This is a genomic window from Streptomyces sp. NPDC050674, assembly GCF_040654575.1.
In the GTDB taxonomy this organism is placed as follows: Bacteria; Actinomycetota; Actinomycetes; order Streptomycetales; family Streptomycetaceae; genus Streptomyces.
The window spans coordinates 60043-79157 of record NZ_JBFAIG010000017.1 but is presented as its reverse complement, the minus strand read 5'-3'; the positions used below and the strand labels follow the sequence as shown (position 1 = coordinate 79157).

Below are 19115 nucleotides of genomic sequence, written 5' to 3'. Positions count from 1 at the left end.
ATTCAATGCGGCGACGCGCGACGGAAAGCTGGCGTCCCGGTTTGTCGGGGCAGCCATGTGTGCCGCCCTCATGACGTCATGCACATTCATGTCTGAGGAATCCGGGGGGAATGAACCCGCGGGAAATGAATCCGCCGCTGCGCGGCAATTCGACCTTCTGGTCAGTAAACAGAACGGATACTATTACCACCCCTTCCTGCGGCAACAGCCAGCGGGTCCCCAGGCACAGTCCTTCGCACTGCGGACGCTTTCCGACCTGGGCCGCGACCCCAAGACCAGTATGGCCTCGGCCCAGGTCAGGTCGTTTCGCCGGGGAGCGCTGGAGACCTCCTCGCTCTGGGGCCGAGACTGGCTGATCCCTCTGCGGCGGGCCGGTGCCGACGAAGCGCTGGGCACCGGGGACGCGACGGACGTGAACAAGGCACGGAACAAAGGCGGCTGGTACGTCGACTCCGCCCTCAGCGACGACGGCGACGCGGCGCGCCTCGGCGCCACCTGGGCCGCCCTCGAAGTGCTCGACGCACTCGGGCGCCTGGACGACCTCCCGGCGGCTGACCGTGCAGCCACCGTGGCCTGGCTGCGCTCGCTGGCCGACAAGCCCCGCGCGCTCGATCAGAGCAGCGCCCTGGCCCGCTCGCTCCAGATGCTGCAGGAGCCCGTTCCCGCCACGCTCACCCGGATCGCGGCACCGCGCACGGAGGATTTCGCGGACCTCACGCCCGACGACAGGGCGACCCGGCTCGCCGACACCTACAGCTATGTGCTGATCCGGGAGGCGGTGGGGAAGCGGCCTGCCGTCAACCGCCAGGTCTGGGAACCGGTACTCCGGGACGGCGCGGTGACGCTCCCCTATGAGCAGCTTTACGAGCTGGTCCACGTGCTGAAGGCGGCCGGTTCGCCGAAGTCCGTGTTCGCGCCGGTGCTGAAGCGACTGGATGGCGAACGGCTCGATGACGGTACGGTCCGCGACCCCGACGCCTACATCGGCAACCCGGACGCCTCCCTCTTCGTGCAACGGCTGCGGGCGCTGGCGGGCTGGTCGCGCAAGGACCCCGGGCTGCTGACGGCACTGGAGCGCGAGGAGGAGTCCGGCGACGTCAGCCAGGAGGGCGCCGAGCGGCTGAACCGGGCCGCCCTGCGCAAGGTCACCGCGGGCGGCGGCACAAGCGAACAGGCACGGCAACTGTGCGCCGACGCGCAGGTGCTGCCCACCGCAGTGACCGAGCACAACGCCACCCAGTGGCAACGCACCATCCTCAACTGCGCCGATGCCGATGCCCCGACCAGCACCCCGACCGTCGACACCTGGACCCTGGATACCCCGGAGCGGGTGGTCGCCGCAGCCACAGTCATCGTGGGCCTCGCCGACAGCGGCCACCCCGACCGCTTTCCGTCCTGGATCACCGTCGAGGCCCTGAAGCAGTGGGCTCGGAACCCGGACCGCTTCACCTCCCTCTACGACTACACGGTGGTCGTACGGGCCTATGCGCTGCTCGACGGCGCACTGGACGCGGCGCTGCGCGAAGCCCTCGAGCGCGGCGTCACGCCGTACAAGGGGTGCCCCGGGCTGCCCGACCTGTACCAGGTCGGCGGCGGCGATGAGGCCTGCGACCTGAAGACCACCTGGGGCGTGTGGACCCTGGATCGGCAACTGCACGGCGCCATGGGATGGTTGCCAACTCGGACCCCGAGGGACGGAAAGTGAGTAAGAGTTCGGTGAGCGCATTGCTGCGGGCCGAGGGCGTGAGCAAGTCCTACACATTGCGGGGAAGGAGAGTCGACGTCCTGCGCGGCGTCGACCTCGCCGTGAAAGGAGGCGAGGTCACCGCCCTGGTAGGCCACTCGGGCTCAGGGAAGACCACACTCCTGCACATCCTCGGGCTGCTGACCCCACCGGACAGCGGCCGGGTGTTCGTCGAGGGCACTGACGACACGGGGCCCTTCGACACGTCGGGCCTGTCGGACGGGGCGCTGGCGGATCTGCGCCGTAGCAGCCTCGGGTTCGTGTTCCAGTCGTACAACCTGCTGCCGCAGCACTCGGCGCTGCGCAACGTCGTCCTGCCGTTCCTGGGCCGCCGTGGAGAGGGCGAGGCACGCGGCCGCGCGCTGCTGGGACGGGTCGGGCTCGCGGAGCGTGCCGACCATCTGCCCAGTGAACTGTCGGGCGGCGAGCAGCAGCGGGTGGCACTGGCGCGGGCGCTGGTCAACGACCCTCCCGTGGTGCTGGCGGACGAGCCGACCGGAAACCTCGACACGGAGAGCGAGGAGGTACTCCTCGGACTCTTCCGGGAGCTGGCGGACGAGGGCCGAGCGGTGCTCCTCGTGACGCACAACCCGGCGGTGTCGGATGCGGCCGACGTGGTGCACCGCCTGGACAAGGGCGCGTTCACGTCCCCGGCCGAGCGTGTGGAGACGGAGAGCGCGGAATGAACATCTTCAGTCTTGCCCTGGCCAACGTCCGCGCCCTGCGCCGTCGGCTGTTCGGCCTGGTGGCGCTGGTCTCGGTCGCCGCCGCGGTCTGTCTCGGCGCGCTGGGCATCGCCGACCGGGCGCAGGGCGCCACCGACTCCGGCGTCAAGGAGAGCAGCGCCAACCGCAGCATCACCGTCGACAAGCCGGACGGGCGCCCCGACACCCCGCAGCTGACGGACCGAACCGCCGCCCGGCTCGCGAAACTGCCGCACGTCGAGTCGGTGCAGCACCGGGCGCAGGTCTCGTTCGGCGTGCTGACCGAGGCGGGCGACACCGTCCTGCTGTACGCGACGACCTACCGGCCGGCGCTGACCCCGCCGGTCACCAAGTCCGTACGCAAGAACCTCTTCCCGCTGCACCCCGGCGAGATCGTGGCCCCGGCCGCCTCCCAGGGCGTGGACCTGAGCAAGCTGGTGGGCCAGGACATCGACATCGAGACCACCCGCTACGTACGGCAGGGCGAGGGCACCGGAGTCAGCAGCCACGCCCGTCTCGTCGGCGTGTACGACCCGACGTGGCAGCTGGACAACCCGGACGCCGCGTACGCCGCCGACGCCACCGTGATCAAGTGGGCGGCACAGCGGTCCGGGGAACCGCAGGACAGCTACCTCTCCACCATTGGTTACGACCAGCTGACCGTGGTGGCCAAGACCGCCGCGGACGTGCCGGACGTGACGAAGTCGGTGCAGAAGCTGGGTTATCCGGCGGTCACCCTCCAGCAGCAGCTCAACGCACTCCCCGCCGTGCTGGAGATGATCAAGGTCGTCGGCCAGGTGCTGCTCGGGGTGCTCGGCGTGCTCGCGTTCGTCGGTGCGGTCACCGTGACCGGCGCGCTGTCGAGGCAACGTGCCCAGGAGATCGGCATCCTCAAGGCGGTAGGTTTCCGCACCAGGTCGCTTCTGACGATGCTGGTCACAGAGATGGCGCTGGTCGGTGCCGTAGCCGCGTTGATCGGCACCGTGCTCGGCGCGGTACTCGGCAGCGGTGCTGCCGCCCTGCTGCGGGGCAGCGCGGACCTGGCGCCGTACGTCAAGGGCTGGGTGCTGCTGCCGTCGGCGGGCACCCTGTTTCTGCTTCTCGGCCTGACGGTGCTGGTGGTGGCGATGGGTTCGCTGGCCCCGGCGCGCAGAGCGGCGAGGATGTCCCCCACAGATGCGATGAAGGACTGGTAACCCCCATGCCATACCCCAAGACGAGCAAGCACGTCGAGTACCGCACACGGCTGGCCAGTCCGGCACGCACCACCCTCCTCCTGACCGCGCTCAGCTCTGCCCTCGCGCTGACGACGGCCTGTTCCGGTCCGGGCGGAGTGGATCTGGGCAACGACTGGAAGGGCTCCAGCACCTTCGCGCTCGCCAAGGTCGACGGCCTGGTGACGGTCGTCGGGATCAATCCGGACAAGCCTCGGGCGGAAAGTTTGGCTGTCGTGCCCCAGCAGGCTGACGACGATGATGCGATCAGCCCGCACATCGTCGAACTCGCCGACGGACAATGGGTGTTGACCGTCCCCCGCAAGGGTGGCAAGCCGGACCGGCGGTACGAGATCAACCGCAAGGACCACACCCTGGACGGCATGGCGGGCGACGAACGGCTCCGCCGGATCCTGCCCGGCAAGACTCTGGTCGCCGAGGTGGCCGGGCTGCCCGACACCAAGTCGGCGAGTGGGACCGCCGCGTCCAGCGTGCTGGTGAAGGACCAGGCCCAGTGGACCACCAAGCGCGAACTGAAGGTCCCCGGCACCATCGACTTCGCCGCCTCCGACCCGGCCTCGGACACCGTCTGCCTCGGCAGCTCGGCGGATGGCGGATCCGGCGACGGCACCAGCATCTCTGTTGCAGACCTGGCCGACGGCAAGGTCACGCCCGTAGCCGTGCCGAGCGACCTGGACGTCAAGGACCTCGCGTGCCCGTCGGGCCACCCGGTCATCGTCGGCTCCCCGGCCTCGGCGAAGTCCGGCGACATCAAGGTCTCCCTCAAGCGCACCGCCGCCGAGACGGTGGTCACGGTGGACGGCGGCCGGGTCGATGCCGTGGCGGCGACGGACTCCTCCATCGTGGTCGCGGCGGCCACGAGCAACGACACCGAACTGGTCGAGGTCGATGCCACCAACGGCAAGGAACTGCATCGCGCCCGAGTCAAGGATCTCGCCGCATCCCTGGACATCACTCCTACCTCGACCGACTGGCTCGTCTACGCCGAGAACACAGTGACCCGGGTAAACCTCACCACTGGCGAGACCAAGCAGTTCGACCTGCCGGGAACCCTGCTGGACTCCTGACGGAACACTCACACAGACGGCACACCGGGTGTGCCTGGATTGCACCGGTGAGCCGTCGACGGCCGCTCCGACACGATGTGATCCCCGTCCCGCGCACGCGCTCCGCGTGGGCATCGCCGTGGTCGTCCGGGATGGCAAGGTGCTGCCGGTGGGCCGACGCGACGACGACGCGGCCGGCATCACCTGGCAGTTCCCAGCGGGTGTGATCAAGCATGGTGCCAAGGCGGAAAACACCACGGTGCGGGAGACTCTCGACGAGACCGGCGTCCACTGCGCGGTACGGCAGCACCTCGGAAACCGCCTTATGGTGCGGCGCCGTTCTCCCTCTCCAGTGCGGCTACACGCCGTTCAAGCTCCGCACGGGTCGGCTTCTTCGGAGGCGGAGAAGCCGCTGGCTTCGGACGAGAGTGGCGGTTTACCGGCCAACCCAATGGGCTCGAAAGCCACGATCCCTGATGGGTGGCTCTGAACGGCTTCTCTGGCCCCGGTGGAACGAGTTCGATGGCCCCAGGGGCGCCGGCGCCGAGACCGCGAGAGGAGCACTCGACCGCCAACTCGAGTTCGCCGCCGAACTCGCCCAGCTCCGCACCGCCTGGTTCCTCGGCGCACGCAATGCGGATGCGGACGTACCCCGCGTCGAGGTCGACGTCCTCCCAGTCCAGACCGAGTGCCTCCCCTTGTCTGAGGCCGAGCGCCAGGGCGACGACCCAGCGTGCACTGTTGCGGAGCTTGGTCGCCTCGACCAGCAGGCTTTGCACGGCTGAGGCCCAAGTACGCGCACGGCTGCGGGGATGATCCGTGCGGGCGGAAGGCTGGCTACTGCCCTCAGAAGCAGCAGACCCGCCGCGAGCCCAAGTCCACCAAGTCACGGGCCGGACGGCGCACCATCGGCCTGCCCGATCCGCTGATCAAGATTCTGCGGCAGCACCAGGAAGCCCAGGAGCGGGAGCGGATCGCGGCCGGTGCCGACTGGGAGGGCAAGGGCTACGTGTTCGCCTCGCCGACCGGCGGGCCGCTGAGCCCCAACACCGACTTCCACATCTGGAAGCGGCTCCCGCGGGACGCTGGCGTGCGGGACGGCCGTCTCCATGACGCTCGCCACACCGCAGCGACCGTGCTCCTGATCCTCGATGTCCCGGACGTCGTGATCGACTCGATCATGGGTTGGGAGCCCGGGGGAGCGGCCCGGATGCGCGCTCGGTACATGCATGTGACGGGGACCATGCTCCGCAAGGTCGCTCAGCAGGTCGGCGACGCGCTGTGGGAGCTCCCGGAACCAACTGAGACGGAAACTGAGACGGACAACGTCGAAGGGCCCCACCGCAAGCGGTGGGGCCCTTCGACATCGTGCCCGGTGAGGCACTGGCGGAGGATACGAGATTCGAACTCGTGAGGGGTTGCCCCCAACACGCTTTCCAAGCGTGCGCCCTAGGCCTCTAGGCGAATCCTCCGCTCGGAACATTACATGACCGAGAAGGGTGCTCGCGAACTCGTTCCCCGCCCCCGACATCAGGTAGCCTTGGCGCAGCCCCTCACGCGGCGCTATCTGACTGAACTCCCCCAGGGCCGGAAGGCAGCAAGGGTAGGTCGGCTCTGGCGGGTGCGTGGGGGGCGTCTGCGTTCCGGGCCGGATCCCGCCGCCGGGGCCCGTTGTCGGTGGGCGCCTATAACCTCGTATGCGTGTCGTCTCTCGCTCTGTACCGCCGCTACCGCCCGGAGACCTTCGCCGAGGTCATCGGGCAGGAGCATGTCACCGACCCGTTGCAGCAGGCGCTGCGCAACAACCGGGTCAACCACGCGTACCTGTTCAGCGGGCCGCGCGGCTGTGGCAAGACGACCAGTGCCCGCATCCTGGCCCGCTGCCTGAACTGCGAGCAGGGCCCCACCCCGACGCCCTGCGGCGAGTGCCAGTCCTGTCAGGACCTCGCGCGCAACGGCCCCGGATCCATCGACGTCATCGAGATCGACGCCGCTTCCCACGGTGGTGTGGACGACGCCCGTGACCTGCGCGAGAAGGCCTTCTTCGGGCCCGCCCGCAGCCGGTACAAGATCTACATCATCGACGAGGCCCACATGGTCACGTCGGCCGGCTTCAACGCGCTGCTGAAGGTCGTCGAGGAGCCGCCGGAGCACCTCAAGTTCATCTTCGCGACCACCGAGCCCGAGAAGGTCATCGGGACGATCCGGTCGCGGACCCACCACTACCCCTTCCGGCTCGTGCCCCCCGGCACCCTGAGGGACTACCTCGGGCAGGTCTGCGGGCAGGAGGCCATCCCCGTCGAGGACGGCGTGCTCCCGCTCGTGGTGCGGGCCGGCGGCGGGTCCGTGCGTGACTCCATGTCGGTCATGGACCAGCTCCTCGCGGGCGCCGCGGCGGACGGTGTGACGTACACCATGGCCACCGCCCTGCTCGGGTACACCGAGAGCTCGCTCCTGGACTCCGTCGTCGAGGCCTTCGCCACCGGTGACGGGGCCGCGGCCTTCGAGGTCGTCGACCGCGTGATCGAGGGCGGCAACGACCCCCGTCGCTTCGTCGCGGACCTGCTGGAGCGGCTGCGCGACCTGGTGATCCTCGCCGCCGTGCCGGACGCGGCGGACAAGGGGCTGATCGACGCCCCGGCCGATGTGATCGAGCGGATGCAGGCCCAGGCCGCCACCTTCGGCCCGGCCGAGCTGAGCCGCGCCGCCGACCTCGTCAACGAGGGCCTGACCGAGATGCGCGGCGCCCACTCGCCCCGTCTCCAGCTCGAACTGATCTGCGCCCGCGTCCTGCTGCCCGCCGCCTACGGTGACGAGCGCTCGGTCATGGCCCGCCTCGACCGGATCGAGCGCGGTGTGAACCACTCCGCCGCCCCCGCCGGAATGCCCGCCATGGGCTACGTACCCGGGCCGGAGGCCCACGGGGGAGCGGCGCCCGCCCCGGCCCAGGCGGGCGGCGGCGGTCCGGTGCCTCCCGGCAGCGGCCCGGCCGCGGCCCGTGCGGCGGTCCGGGGCACCGGAGCAGCGGGCAACACCGGCGTCCCAGCCGGCAGCGGCAGCGGCACCGGTCCTGCGGGGGCTGAGGCCGGCTCCGCCCCCGTCGCGCCGGGCCCCGTCGCGCCGCAGCCGTCGTCCGGCCAGAGCCCGTCGCCGTCGGCACCGAGCGCGCCCCCGGCTCATGCCCCGGCTCCCGCCGCCCAGGCCGGACCCGGCGGCTCCGATGGTCCCGGCGCCCCCGCCGAGGCCCCCGCCGCCTCCTCGTCCCCCGCCCCCGGCGCATGGCCCACCGCCGCCTCCGCGGGCAGCGGCGGCCGACGCCCCGGCGGCTGGCCAACGACCGCCCCGGGCGCGCCCGCCGCCAACACCCCGCCGGCGAACGCTCCGGCCCCCAGCGCTCCCGCGCCGGTCCGGCAACCTGCTCCGGCTCCGGCCCAGGCCGCCCCGGCTCCCGCCCCCGCTCCCACAGGTGGCGGCAACCTCGACCCGCGGATGCTCTGGCCGAACATCCTGGAGGCGGTCAAGAACCGCCGTCGCTTCACCTGGATCCTGCTCAGCCAGAACGCCCAGGTGACCGGCTTCGACGGCACGACCCTGCAACTCGGGTTCGTCAACGCCGGAGCGCGGGACAACTTCCTGAGCAGCGGCAGCGAGGACGTGCTGCGGCAGGCCCTGGGCGAGCAGTTCAACGTCCAGTGGAAGATCGAGGCGATCGTCGACCCCTCGGGCGGTTCCGCGCCCCCGGCTCCGGGCGGTCCCTCCGGCTTCGGCGGCGGTGGCGGGTTCACCGCGGGCGGTGGCGGCGGGTTCCCGCCGGGTGGTGGTGGCGGCTACGACGCGGGTGGTGGCGGCACGGCGACCGCCCAGCGCCCCGCGCCCTCCCAGCCGTCCGCGCCGCCCGCCCCCGCCTCACGGGCCGGCGCCTCTGCTCCCGCCCCGGCCGCCCCCCGCCCCTCCGCCCCGGCACCGCGGCACGTCTCGGCCGAGGAGGACATCCCCGAGGACGACGACCCCGACCTCGTCGATTCGGCCCTCTCCGGCCAGGAGCTGATCGTCCGGGAGCTGGGGGCGACGGTGGTCGAGGAGTTCACGAACGAGTAGCCGGGGGGCGCACGCAAGTACCCCGAGCGGGTCACCGACGCGCACCCGGCCCGGCGCTTCACGACCGGGCAGCCCCCCGCAGGGAAGCCGCAGCGCCCCCTTTGGAGGAACCTCCAGCCCGCCGTCCCCCCTCCCTTCGGAAGCCCGCACAAGGGAAACCCGGCGTCTCCCGTTAGGCTGACCCCCGTGAAGGTCCTCGTCATCGGCAGCGGCGCCCGCGAACACGCCCTGTGCCACTCCCTGTCCCACGACCCCGATGTCACCGCGCTGCACTGCGCCCCCGGCAACGCCGGCATCGCCGAGGTCGCCGAGCTGCACCAGGTCGACGCCCTGGACGGCGCCGCCGTCACCGCGCTGGCCACACGGCTCGGCGCGGAGCTGGTGGTCGTCGGCCCGGAGGCCCCGCTGGTCGCCGGTGTCGCCGACGCCGTGCGCGACGCGGGCATCCCGGTCTTCGGCCCGTCCGGCCGGGCGGCGCAGCTCGAGGGCTCCAAGGCCTTCGCGAAGGACGTCATGGCGGCGGCCGAGGTGCCCACGGCCCGCTCGTACGTCTGCACGACCCCGGAGGAGGCCGACGCGGCCCTCGACGCCTTCGGCGCTCCGTACGTCGTGAAGGACGACGGGCTCGCCGCCGGCAAGGGCGTGGTCGTCACCGACGACATCGAGGTGGCCCGGGCGCACGCCGCCGCCTGTGAGCGCGTGGTCATCGAGGAGTACCTCGACGGCCCGGAGGTCTCCCTCTTCGCCGTCACCGACGGCGAGACGGTCGTGCCGCTCCAGCCCGCCCAGGACTTCAAGCGCGCCCTGGACGGCGACGAGGGCCCGAACACCGGCGGCATGGGCGCGTACTCCCCGCTGCCGTGGGCCGACCCGAAGCTGGTCGACGAGGTGCTGCAGACCGTGCTCCAGCCGACCGTGGACGAGATGCGGCGCCGGGGCACACCGTTCTCCGGCCTGCTCTACGCCGGTCTCGCCATCACCTCCCGGGGCGTGCGCGTGATCGAGTTCAACGCGCGGTTCGGCGACCCCGAGACCCAGGTCGTCCTGGCCCGGCTGAAGACGCCGCTGGCCGGTCTGCTGATGGCCGCCGCCACCGGCAACCTCGCCCACCTGGAGCCGCTGCGCTGGAGCGACGACGCTGCCGTGACCGTGGTCGTCGCCTCGCACAACTACCCCGGCACCCCGCGCACCGGCGACCCGATCACCGGTCTTGACGAGGTCGCCGCCCAGGACGCCCCGCACGCGTACGTGCTGCACGCGGGCACCCGCCGGGACGGTGACGCGGTCGTGAGCGCGGGCGGCCGCGTGCTGTCCGTCACGGCCACCGGCAAGGACCTCACCGAGGCCCGTGAGCGCGCCTACACGGCCGTCGGCCGCATCCGCCTCGACGGCTCCCAGCACCGCACCGACATCGCCGCGAAGGCGGCACAGGGGTAACCGCCCCCCCAGGGGAGTGGGAAATCCGCCGAAACCGCCCCCGCCGATGAACCCGACAGGCCCCGGATCCGTCTCAGGAACCGGGGCCTGACGCATGCGGGAAGCAGGCCCCGACGCAGAGGTGAGGTGGGCCGGTGCATACGGGAGGTGGGGGGCCTGATGCGCGCTTTCCGTCATCCACCTCTCCCCAAAGCCATTCCATCGAGTGGCCGATGCCCTATCCGGCTGACGGGGGGCGGAGCCCCAACTAGGGTGCGGCGCAAGCGTTCCGGCACTTGGCCCACCGGCATTGCGATGTCAGAGGCGGGTGCCACAGTGGGGGAGTGAGCAAGGACAGCGTCGGGTCAACGGGGAGGGGGTGAGGTCGGTCGTGACCGGAATGGGTGTGGAGGCAGGCGCGCAGGTCGCGCGGGCACGGGCCCTTGCCGTGCTGCGTGTCCGCAGCCGCGCACTGGCCGTCGCCCTGCTGCCCGCGGCCGTCGCCGTGATCCTGCTGGCGGGCGCGGCGGGCGACCGCCTGGAGGGCCCCGCGTGGGACACGGCCCGCTGGGTCATGACGCCGGTCGCGGTCCTGGTGCTGCTGGCCGCCGCCGGGATCGCCCTGGTCGTGGCCCGGGCCCGGCCCGCGATGAGCCCGACCGTCCCGGTCGTCGAGGAGGCGGCCCCCGACCTGTACCGGATGGTGCGCGACCTCGCCGACCGGCTCGACGTCCCCGCGCCCTCCGCGATAGCGCTCACCCCGGACTGCGACAGCTGGCTGGAGGACCGCACCCACCCGGCCCACGCCCCACCCCCGGCCGAGGAGCACCACGACATAGCGGGCGCGGGCAAGCGGGCGCACCGCCAGAACCCCGTCGCACCGGTCCTCGTCATCGGCTCCCCGTTCCTGTGGTGGATGCGGGTCGGCGAGCTGCGCGCGGTCCTCGCCCCGGTCATCGCCGGTACGGGCCCCTCGGCCCACCCGGACATAACCGCCGCCCGGCGCTTCGTCCGGGGCCTGGACGCCGCGGTGGCCGTGGCGTCGGCGCCCCGCCGCGATCCGGTGTCGCGGGCGGTGCTCGCCGGGGTCGGCCGGATCGCCCGGTTGCTGCTGCGCGGCTGCCGAGGCCATGCCGCCGAGATGGAGCGGGGCGTGGCGGCCGCGGCGGCGGAGCGTGCACAGGCTGTGGATTACGGGCTGCGGATCGTCGCCCAGGAGCAGGTGGGCCTGGCCTATGCGGGCTGGGACCGGCTGCTGACCCGGGTCGCGCTGCCCGCCTGGCGGATGGGGCGCTGGCCGTCCCGGCTCGACGCCGGTGTGGTCGCGGCGCTCACGGAGCTGTCCCGGCGCGACCGCCTGGCCGAGGGCTTCGCGTCCCGGCTGGGCGAGCGGCCCGCCTGCGATCTGCTGGAGGAGCCGGGCGCGGTCGACGAAGCCGCTTCCCTCCTCGCCGCCCGCCTCTTCCACGGCGGCCCCGCGGGGCCCGGGCCGGACTGGTCGCCGGTGGACTGGAGCGAGTATCCCGAGGAGGTCGTCGACCGCAAGTGGCGCCTCGACGCGGCCCGCCTCCATCGCGTCCTGGACGCCATGGGCGTCCGCCCCGCCGGAGGCTCGGCGGCACCGGCGACCGGCGCCCCGACCCTGTCCCGCGTCCTCGACCACCTGACGGACCCAGGCCCACCCGGGGCGGGCGGCAGCACCGGAGCGACCGGCCCGGCAGCGGCGTCCACCGGCCCGGCAGCGGTGTCCACCGGCCCCAGACCGGATCTCGAACCCCCCGAAGCCTCCGCCTCCGGCCGGCCCCCCGCCGCACCGGACCTCCTCGACGACGAGGACCTCTCCGGTACGACGGTCCCCAGCGCCACCCTCGCCGCCCGGCTCAGCGCCGAGCTGGCCCGCGAGGAGGCCACGCCCTCCCCGGCGGCCCCGACCCCCGCCGCCCCTTCCCCCACCCCGGACCCCGCCGCCCTCTGGGACGACCGGGCCCTCCCCCTCTTCCCCCTCCAGCCCCCGCGCACGGCCAGGGACCTGCTCGCCGACCACCTCACCGCGATGGTCTGCTGCGCCGCGATGGACACCGCCGGCGCGACCCCGGGCCTGGACTGGCTGGACGGCCCGACCCTCCTCGTCGACGGCGAGCGCACGGCCGACCTGGCACCCAAGGTCCTCACCCTCATCGAGGACGGTGACGCCACACCCCTGCGGGTCTGGCTCTCCCAGCTCGGCATACGCCCCGAGAAGCCGGTCCGTCTCGCCTGAAGCCCCGGAGCGCCCACTTCCGGTTCTGGCCAATTCGAAACGAACAGTGACGAAGCGCGCGCGTCATGTGATGTGCTTGGACCGTTCGGACGCATGGCAAGGGCGGGCGACATACGACAAACACATAGGCACGTGGGCGTCGCAGGCACCGCAGAACACCGCACACACCACACAGGGACGCACCACCACGGGGGTCAAGGGGAGGGGAAGCAACCATGGGTTCGGAGCAGATCCGCCGCTGGGAGTCGGGAGCGCTGGCGCACGCCGTGACGGATCCCTTCGGGCAGGGCCCCGTGCCATGGCTGCGCGGCAACGTGACGTACTTCGACGACTCGGGCCAGGTCGTCCCCTGGTACGTGGACCAGGACGCCTCCCACCCGTCGAGGAAGGGCGCCCGCTCGGGCGGCCCCCGTGCGGCCGATGACGTGCGGCGCCAGATCAAGGGCTTCACCTCCACCGGCGCGGTCGCGCCCGGCGGGGCCGTCGACTTCCACATCACCGTGGACCCGCCGCAGCAGTTCGCCGTCGACGTCTACCGCATCGGCCACTACGGCGGTGACGGCGCCGCGAAGATCACCACCAGCCCGCGCCTGTCCGGCATCGTCCAGCCCGCGCCGCTCACCGCGGACCGTACGGTCTCCTGCCATCACTGGTGGCTGTCCTGGCGGCTCCAGGTCCCCTCGTACTGGAACATCGGCGCGTACGTCGCCGTCCTGACCACCGCCGACGGCTACCGCTCCCACGTGCCCTTCACCGTCCGCCACGACCAGCCCGCCGACCTGCTGCTCGTGCTGCCGGACGTCACATGGCAGGCGTACAACCTCTACCCGGAGGACGGCCGCACCGGCGCCAGCCTCTACCACGCGTGGGACGAGCAGGGCCGTCTGCTCGGCGAGTCCGAGGCCGCCACGACGGTCTCCTTCGACCGCCCCTACGCCGGCGCCGGCCTCCCCCTGCACATCGGCCACGCGTACGACTTCATCCGCTGGGCCGAGCGCTACGGCTACGACGTGGCCTACGCCGACGCGAGCGACCTGCACGCCGGCCGCGTCGACCCCAGCCGCTACCGGGGCCTGGTCTTCCCGGGCCACGACGAGTACTGGTCGGCCCCGATGCGCGCCACCGTGGAACGCGCCCGGGACAGCGGCACCTCGCTGGTGTTCCTCTCCGCGAACTCCATGTACTGGCAGGTGGAGCTGGGCCCCTCCCCGTCCGGCGTCCCCGACCGGCTGCTGACCTGCCGCAAGCGCCGGGGCCCGGGCAAGCCGGTGCTGTGGCGGGAGGTCGACCGGGCGGAGCAGCAGGTCCTGGGCATCCAGTACGCCGGGGCCGTCCCCGAGCCGCACCCGCTGATCGTGCGCAACGCCGGGCACTGGCTGTGGGAGGCGACCGGGGCGCACGAGGGCGACGAGATCGACAACCTGGTGGCGGGCGAGGCCGACCGCTACTTCCCGCGCACCGCGCTGCCGGAGCACGAGGAGCGGACGCTGCTCGCCCACTCCCCGTACACCGACAAGGAGGGCGCCCCGCGCCACCAGGAGACGTCCCTGTACCGCGCTGCCTCGGGCGCCTGGGTCTTCGCATCCGGAACGTTCGCCTGGTCACCGGCCCTGGACCGCCCCGGCCACGTCGACGCCCGTGTCCAGCGCGCCACGGCCAATCTCCTGGACCGCATCTGCAAACGCGACTGACCCGCTGTCGGTGATCAAGCCCGGATACGGGAGAATCGAGCCACTCGTACAGAACCACGGGGAGGAACCGTGTCCGGATTCGTCGAAAAGCCCGAGCCGATCCAGGTTCCGGGCTTGGTACATCTGCACACCGGCAAGGTGCGCGAGCTGTACCGGAACGAGGCGGGCGACCTCGTGATGGTCGCCAGCGACCGCATCTCCGCCTACGACTGGGTGCTGCCCACCGAGATCCCCGACAAGGGCCGGATCCTCACGCAGCTGTCCCTGTGGTGGTTCGAGCGGCTCGCCGACCTGGTCCCCAACCACGTCCTGAGCACGGACCTGCCCGAGGGCGCCCCCGCCGACTGGGAGGGGCGCACCCTGATCTGCAAGTCGCTGCGGATGGTCCCGGTGGAGTGCGTGGCCCGCGGCTACCTCACCGGCTCGGGCCTCGCCGAGTACAACGAGACCCGTACGGTCTGCGGTCTCGCCCTGCCGGAGGGCCTGACCGACGGCAGTGAACTGCCCGCCCCGATCTTCACCCCGGCCACCAAGGCCGAGGTCGGCGAGCACGACGAGAACGTCTCCTACGAGGAGGTCGCCCGCCAGGTCGGCGCCGACACCGCGGCCCGGCTGCGTCAGGCGACCCTGGCCGTCTACTCCCGGGGCCGGGACATCGCCCGGGAGCGGGGCATCATCCTCGCGGACACGAAGTTCGAGTTCGGCTTCGACGGCGACGACCTGGTCCTCGCGGACGAGGTCCTCACCGCCGACTCCTCCCGCTTCTGGCCGGCCGACCAGTGGGAGCCGGGCCGCGCCCAGCCGTCGTACGACAAGCAGTTCGTCCGCGACTGGCTGACCTCGCCGGAGTCCGGCTGGGACCGGGGCAGCGAGCAGCCGCCGCCGGCCCTGCCGCAGCAGGTCGTCGACGCCACCCGCGCCAAGTACGTGGAGGCGTACGAGCGCCTGACCGGAACGAGCTGGTCGTAGGACACGGAAAAGCCCCCCGGCCGGAACCGGGGGGCTTTTCGATGGAGCGAACGACGAGGTTCGAACTCGCGACCTCAACCTTGGCAAGGTTGCGCTCTACCAACTGAGCTACGTTCGCATGCGCCGTGGCGCGAGAACCACTATACCCAACCTCGCTCCCGTGCGAGCCGCACCGCCGCATGACGGTTCTCGGCGCCGAGTTTCGACACGGCGGACGACAGATAGTTCCGCACGGTCCCCTGGGACAGCGCGGCCCGCTCGGCGATCTCCGCGACCGGCGCCCCGTCGGCGGCGAGCTCCAGCACCTCGGCCTCCCGCGCGGTCAGCGGCGAATCCCCGGAGGCGATCGCGTCGGCGGCCAACTCCGGGTCGACATAACGGTTCCCGGCGTGCACCGTCCGGATGATCTCCGCGAGCCGCTGCGCGCTCACGGTCTTCGGCACGAACCCCCGCACCCCGGCCGCCAGCGCCCGTTTCAGATGCCCGGGCCGTCCGTGGCTGGTGACGATGAGGACCTTGCAGCCGGGCAGTTCGCCCCGCAGGGATGTGGCGACCTTCACACCGTCGGCCCCCGGCATCTGGAGATCCAGCACCGCGACATCGGGCCGGTGCGCCCGGGCCATCGCCATCGCCTCGGGCCCGGTGGCCGCCTCGGCGACGACCGTCAGGTCGTCCTCCAGCGACAGCAGCGCGGCGAGCGCCCCCCGGATGAGGTGCTCGTCGTCGGCGAGCAGGAGCCGGACCGGCGCCCGGGCCGTCATGAGGTGACCTCGCTGACCGCGCGCACCGGGGCGGAGGGCACGGCACCGGCAGGGGCGGGCACCGACGGCAACGGGATCCGCGCCGTCAGCCGGAACGTCCCGCTGCCCGCGGGGCCGGCCTCCAGCGTCCCGTCGATCTCGGCCAGCCGCTCCCGCAGCCCGGCGAGGCCGGAGCCGCACGACCCCGTCGAGTCGTCCTGCGCCTCGGTGACCCCGTCGTTCTCCACCGTCAACATCACGTGCCCCTCCGACACCCGCAGTCCCACGGCGCACCGTCGCGCGTCCCCGTGCCGCAGCACGTTCGTCGCCGCCTCCCGGACGACCCAGCCCAGGGCCGACTGCACTGCCGCCGGCAGCCCGGTCACCGTCGCCCCGCTCACCGTGCACTCGATCCCCGCCGCGCTCAGCACCCCGCGCGCCCCGGCCAGTTCCGACCCGAGGTCGGCCTCCCGGTAGCCGCGGACGACCTCCCGCACCTCCCGCTGCGACTCGTGCGCGAGCCGCTGCACCTCCACCATCTGCGACACGGCCTCGGGCCGTCCCCGCTGGGCCAGCTGCACGGCGAGCTCGCTCTTGAGCGCGATCACCGCGAGGTTGCGGCCCATGACGTCGTGCAGATCCCGCCCGAACCGCAGCCGTTCCTCGGCGACGGCGAGCCGGGCCCGGGTCTCGCGCGCCTCGTCGAGTTCGTAGACGGCGTTGAGCAGCCACAGGGAGAAGACGGCCGTGAAGGCGATGAACACACCGCCCAGCAGCACGATGAACGCCGAGAGGAACGCGGCCGCCGCGGACCCGCCGAACGCGAAGGCCACGAGCCAGGACCCCAGGGCGAACACCCCGGCGACCGCGAAGGCCCGCCACCGGTCGCGCACGCCGAGCGCGATGATCCCCGGACCGAAGATCGAGACGACGCCGAAGACCCCGCCCGCGGCGGTGTCGACGTCCTCACCGCCCGGCCCGCGCTGGGCGATGCCGATCGCGGTGACGGAGATCGCGGCGGTGACGGCGGCCAGCGTCCACAGCAGTCCGACGGGCTGGGGCCTGCGACCCCGCGTCCAGTCGACGGCCCGGGACACGGTGGCGAAGCAGAGAGCGGCGTGCACACCCACCAGGGACAGCATCACAAGACCGAGCCGCGACCCCAGCGGAGCGACGGAGGTGAGCCCGGCGGAGCAGAACTCCATCACGGCGAAGAAGTGGAACGAGCACCGTGTGTAGGTCTCGACCTTCGCCGGTGTCGTCTTGTGCCGCCACCACCTGCCCGGCCCGCGCATCGGCCCGTCACTCCCCCTCCGGTCTCAACGCCGCGGTTCCCAGCGGAACCTCCGCCGTACAGCAAACACGCCGACGGCGATCCAGGCCAGCGCGATGGCGGTGGCCCGCAGCGCCTCGGACGCCGGCAGATCACCGCTCCAGCCGCCGCGCACCAGGGTGATGACGGGCGTCAGCGGCAGCCATGCGCAGACGGAGGCCAGCCGGTCCGGCAGCATCTCCAGCGGGACGAACATGCCGGAGCCCATCATCGACACGAGCATCAGGGGCATGGGGGTGACCTGGGCGCTCTCGCCGGTCCGGGTGAAGCCGGCGGTGGCCGCGGCGAGGGCGGCGCTCATCACCAGCCCCAACAGCACTCCGAGGACGACCACATGGGGCGCGGAGGGTGCGGACAGGTCCAGCCACACGGAGCAGCACACGGCCAGCAGCAGGCACTGCGCGAGCCCGGTGAGGACGGCGGGCAACGCGGAGCCGGCGAGGATCTCGGCGTCGCGCAGCTCGCCGGTGCGCAGCCGCTTGAGGACGAGTTCCTCGCGCCGGACGACGAGGGATCCGACGAGCACCGAGTAGACGGCGAACAGCAGGGAGAAGCCGACCGCCGCGGGCAGCACCAGGGTGCCGGTGTTCAGCCCGGCCTCTGCGAGGTCCATGTCCTTGGCGGTGGCGCGCACGCTGAACGGCATGACCAGCGGTACGAACAAGGCGGCGACGACGGCGCCCTTGGTGCGCCCGAGGAGGGTCAGTTCGGCTCGGGCCAGGGCCGTCATCCGGCTCAGCGCGGTGGTGGCCGGCGCCGGTGCGGTGCGGGTGGCGCTCATGCCGCGTACTCCTTCGTCGTCGTGCTCGTGGTCCGTTCCTCGGAGGCGCGCCGGGCGATGCCGAGGAACGCCTCCTCCAGGGAGGCCGAGCGCATGTCGAGCCGGCGCAGCTCCAGCCGGGCCCGCGCGGCCCACATCAGCAGCTCGGTGGCCGTCCGCTGCGGTTCGTGGGTGCGCAGCCGGACGATCCGGCCGTCGATCTCGTGCCCGGCCACGCCCAGCTCGGCCAGCGGCGGAAGGTCGCCGACGAAATAGCCGTCGGGCAGCTCGAAGGAGATCCGCGACGGCTCGGCGGCGGTCACCTCGGCCGGGGTGCCGGTGGTGGCGATGCGGCCCTCGTGCATGATCGCCAGCCGGTCGGCGAGGTTCTCGGCCTCCTCCAGGTAGTGCGTGGTGAGCAGCACGGTCGTGCCGCCGTCGCGCAGCGCGCCGACCAACTCCCAGGTGGCCCGGCGGCCTTCGGCGTCCAGCCCGGTGGACGGCTCGTCGAGGAAGAGCACCTCGGGGTCGCCGAGCAGGGCGAGCGCCAGGTCGAGGCGGCGCCGCTGGCCGCCGGAGAGCTGCTTGACCCGGATGCCGGTCTTCGTGTCCAGGCCGACCAGCGCGAGCACCTCCGCCGGAGGCCGGGCCCCGCTGACGCATCCGGCCCACATCCGCGCGGTCTCCGCGACGGTGAGCTCGGAGGGGAAGCCGCCTTCCTGGAGCATGACGCCGGTGCGGGGCCGTACGGCGGCCCGCTCGGTGTACGGGTCGTGCCCGAGGACCCGCACGCTGCCGCCGGCCGGTTGTGCGAGTCCCTCCAGCAGTTCGACGGTCGACGTCTTGCCCGCGCCGTTGGTGCCGAGCAGCGCGAAGATCTCCCCGCGCCGTACGGAAAAGCTGATTCCGCGGACCGCCTCGAACCCGCCCCCGTACACACGCCGCAGGTCAGTGACCTCAATCACGTGTTCGTGTCCGTTGGATTCCATGCCTCAAGCGTCTCCACCGTTCCCGCGCGGGAGCAGTGCGCGCTGTCATCACTCGGCATGACAAATGTCAGAACCGGCGACGGAACACGAAGAAGACCCCGGTCCTGGAGGACCGGGGTCTTCATTCCCG

Annotated in this window: 13 protein-coding genes, 2 tRNA genes, 1 other RNA gene and 3 pseudogenes; 12 read left to right on the top strand and 7 right to left on the bottom strand. The window is 72.3% G+C overall.

Translation table 11 applies throughout. The features are described from left to right. The first annotated feature begins 88 nt into the window (after positions 1-88). The 5 genes and pseudogenes from AB0I06_RS26095 to AB0I06_RS26075 form a co-directional block, all read left to right on the top strand. Complete coding sequence (locus tag AB0I06_RS26095) at positions 89-1705, top strand: hypothetical protein (RefSeq protein WP_363121260.1); 1617 nt, start codon at positions 89-91, stop codon at positions 1703-1705. Between the two features lie 11 nt (positions 1706-1716). After that, positions 1717-2430 (top strand): ABC transporter ATP-binding protein, encoded by a 714-nt coding sequence (locus AB0I06_RS26090; protein WP_363121354.1) that lies wholly within the window; start codon positions 1717-1719, stop codon positions 2428-2430. Next, positions 2427-3644 (top strand): ABC transporter permease, encoded by a 1218-nt coding sequence (locus tag AB0I06_RS26085; protein ID WP_363121259.1) that lies wholly within the window; start codon positions 2427-2429, stop codon positions 3642-3644. Before AB0I06_RS26090 ends, AB0I06_RS26085 begins: the two co-directional genes overlap by 4 nt. 5 nt (positions 3645-3649) lie before the next feature. Then, on the top strand, positions 3650-4750 hold the full coding sequence (locus tag AB0I06_RS26080) for a hypothetical protein (protein ID WP_363121258.1): 1101 nt from the start codon (positions 3650-3652) through the stop codon (positions 4748-4750). A 91-nt stretch (positions 4751-4841) separates the two neighbouring features. Continuing rightward, a pseudogene (locus tag AB0I06_RS26075) lies at positions 4842-5054 on the top strand (NUDIX domain-containing protein); the annotation flags it as partial. 310 nt (positions 5055-5364) lie between these two features. Here AB0I06_RS26075 and AB0I06_RS26070 read toward each other — a convergent pair. Continuing rightward, positions 5365-5508: pseudogene (locus tag AB0I06_RS26070) on the bottom strand (site-specific integrase); the annotation flags it as partial. On the opposite strand from AB0I06_RS26070, the pseudogene AB0I06_RS26065 reads away from it, so the two are divergent. Further along, positions 5508-6026, top strand: a pseudogene (locus tag AB0I06_RS26065) (tyrosine-type recombinase/integrase); the annotation flags it as partial. The pseudogenes AB0I06_RS26070 and AB0I06_RS26065 sit on opposite strands and share 1 nt — an antisense overlap. Positions 6027-6113: 87 nt before the next feature. On the opposite strand, the gene AB0I06_RS26060 reads toward AB0I06_RS26065, so the two are convergent. Then, positions 6114-6201, bottom strand: a tRNA-Ser gene (locus AB0I06_RS26060). Positions 6202-6273: 72 nt separating this feature from the next. Here AB0I06_RS26060 and ffs point away from each other — a divergent pair. The 6 genes from ffs to AB0I06_RS26030 all read left to right on the top strand — a co-directional run bounded on the left by ffs (position 6274) and on the right by AB0I06_RS26030 (position 15163). Continuing rightward, an RNA gene (gene ffs / locus AB0I06_RS26055) (signal recognition particle sRNA small type) lies at positions 6274-6370 on the top strand. 60 nt (positions 6371-6430) lie between these two features. Next, complete coding sequence (locus tag AB0I06_RS26050) at positions 6431-8827, top strand: DNA polymerase III subunit gamma and tau (RefSeq protein WP_363121257.1); 2397 nt, start codon at positions 6431-6433, stop codon at positions 8825-8827. Positions 8828-9013: 186 nt separating this feature from the next. After that, on the top strand, positions 9014-10264 hold the full coding sequence (purD, locus tag AB0I06_RS26045) for a phosphoribosylamine--glycine ligase (protein WP_363121256.1): 1251 nt from the start codon (positions 9014-9016) through the stop codon (positions 10262-10264). 379 nt (positions 10265-10643) lie between these two features. Further along, on the top strand, positions 10644-12503 hold the full coding sequence (locus tag AB0I06_RS26040) for a hypothetical protein (protein ID WP_363121353.1): 1860 nt from the start codon (positions 10644-10646) through the stop codon (positions 12501-12503). A 215-nt stretch (positions 12504-12718) separates the two neighbouring features. Next, on the top strand, positions 12719-14194 hold the full coding sequence (locus tag AB0I06_RS26035; RefSeq protein WP_363121255.1) for a N,N-dimethylformamidase beta subunit family domain-containing protein: 1476 nt from the start codon (positions 12719-12721) through the stop codon (positions 14192-14194). Between the two features lie 69 nt (positions 14195-14263). Next, positions 14264-15163, top strand: a complete 900-nt coding sequence (locus tag AB0I06_RS26030) for a phosphoribosylaminoimidazolesuccinocarboxamide synthase (RefSeq protein ID WP_363121254.1) — start codon at positions 14264-14266, stop codon at positions 15161-15163. 42 nt (positions 15164-15205) lie between these two features. On the opposite strand, the gene AB0I06_RS26025 is transcribed toward AB0I06_RS26030, so the two are convergent. The 5 genes from AB0I06_RS26025 to AB0I06_RS26005 all read right to left on the bottom strand — a co-directional run bounded on the left by AB0I06_RS26025 (position 15206) and on the right by AB0I06_RS26005 (position 18985). Continuing rightward, positions 15206-15281, bottom strand: a tRNA-Gly gene (locus AB0I06_RS26025). 22 nt (positions 15282-15303) lie between these two features. Continuing rightward, positions 15304-15924, bottom strand: a complete 621-nt coding sequence (locus AB0I06_RS26020) for a response regulator transcription factor (RefSeq protein WP_363121253.1) — start codon at positions 15922-15924, stop codon at positions 15304-15306. Beyond that, a complete protein-coding gene (locus AB0I06_RS26015) occupies positions 15921-17198 on the bottom strand; it encodes a sensor histidine kinase (protein WP_363121252.1) in 1278 nt (425 codons plus the stop codon). Before AB0I06_RS26015 ends, AB0I06_RS26020 begins: the two co-directional genes overlap by 4 nt. Before the next feature lie 24 nt (positions 17199-17222). Then, positions 17223-18017, bottom strand: coding sequence for an ABC transporter permease (locus AB0I06_RS26010; protein ID WP_363121251.1), 795 nt, complete (start codon positions 18015-18017; stop codon positions 17223-17225). Continuing rightward, entirely contained in the window at positions 18014-18985 is a 972-nt protein-coding gene (locus AB0I06_RS26005; protein ID WP_363121250.1) for an ABC transporter ATP-binding protein, read from the bottom strand. The genes AB0I06_RS26010 and AB0I06_RS26005 overlap by 4 nt, the downstream gene beginning before the upstream one ends. Between the last annotated feature and the right edge of the window lie 130 nt (positions 18986-19115).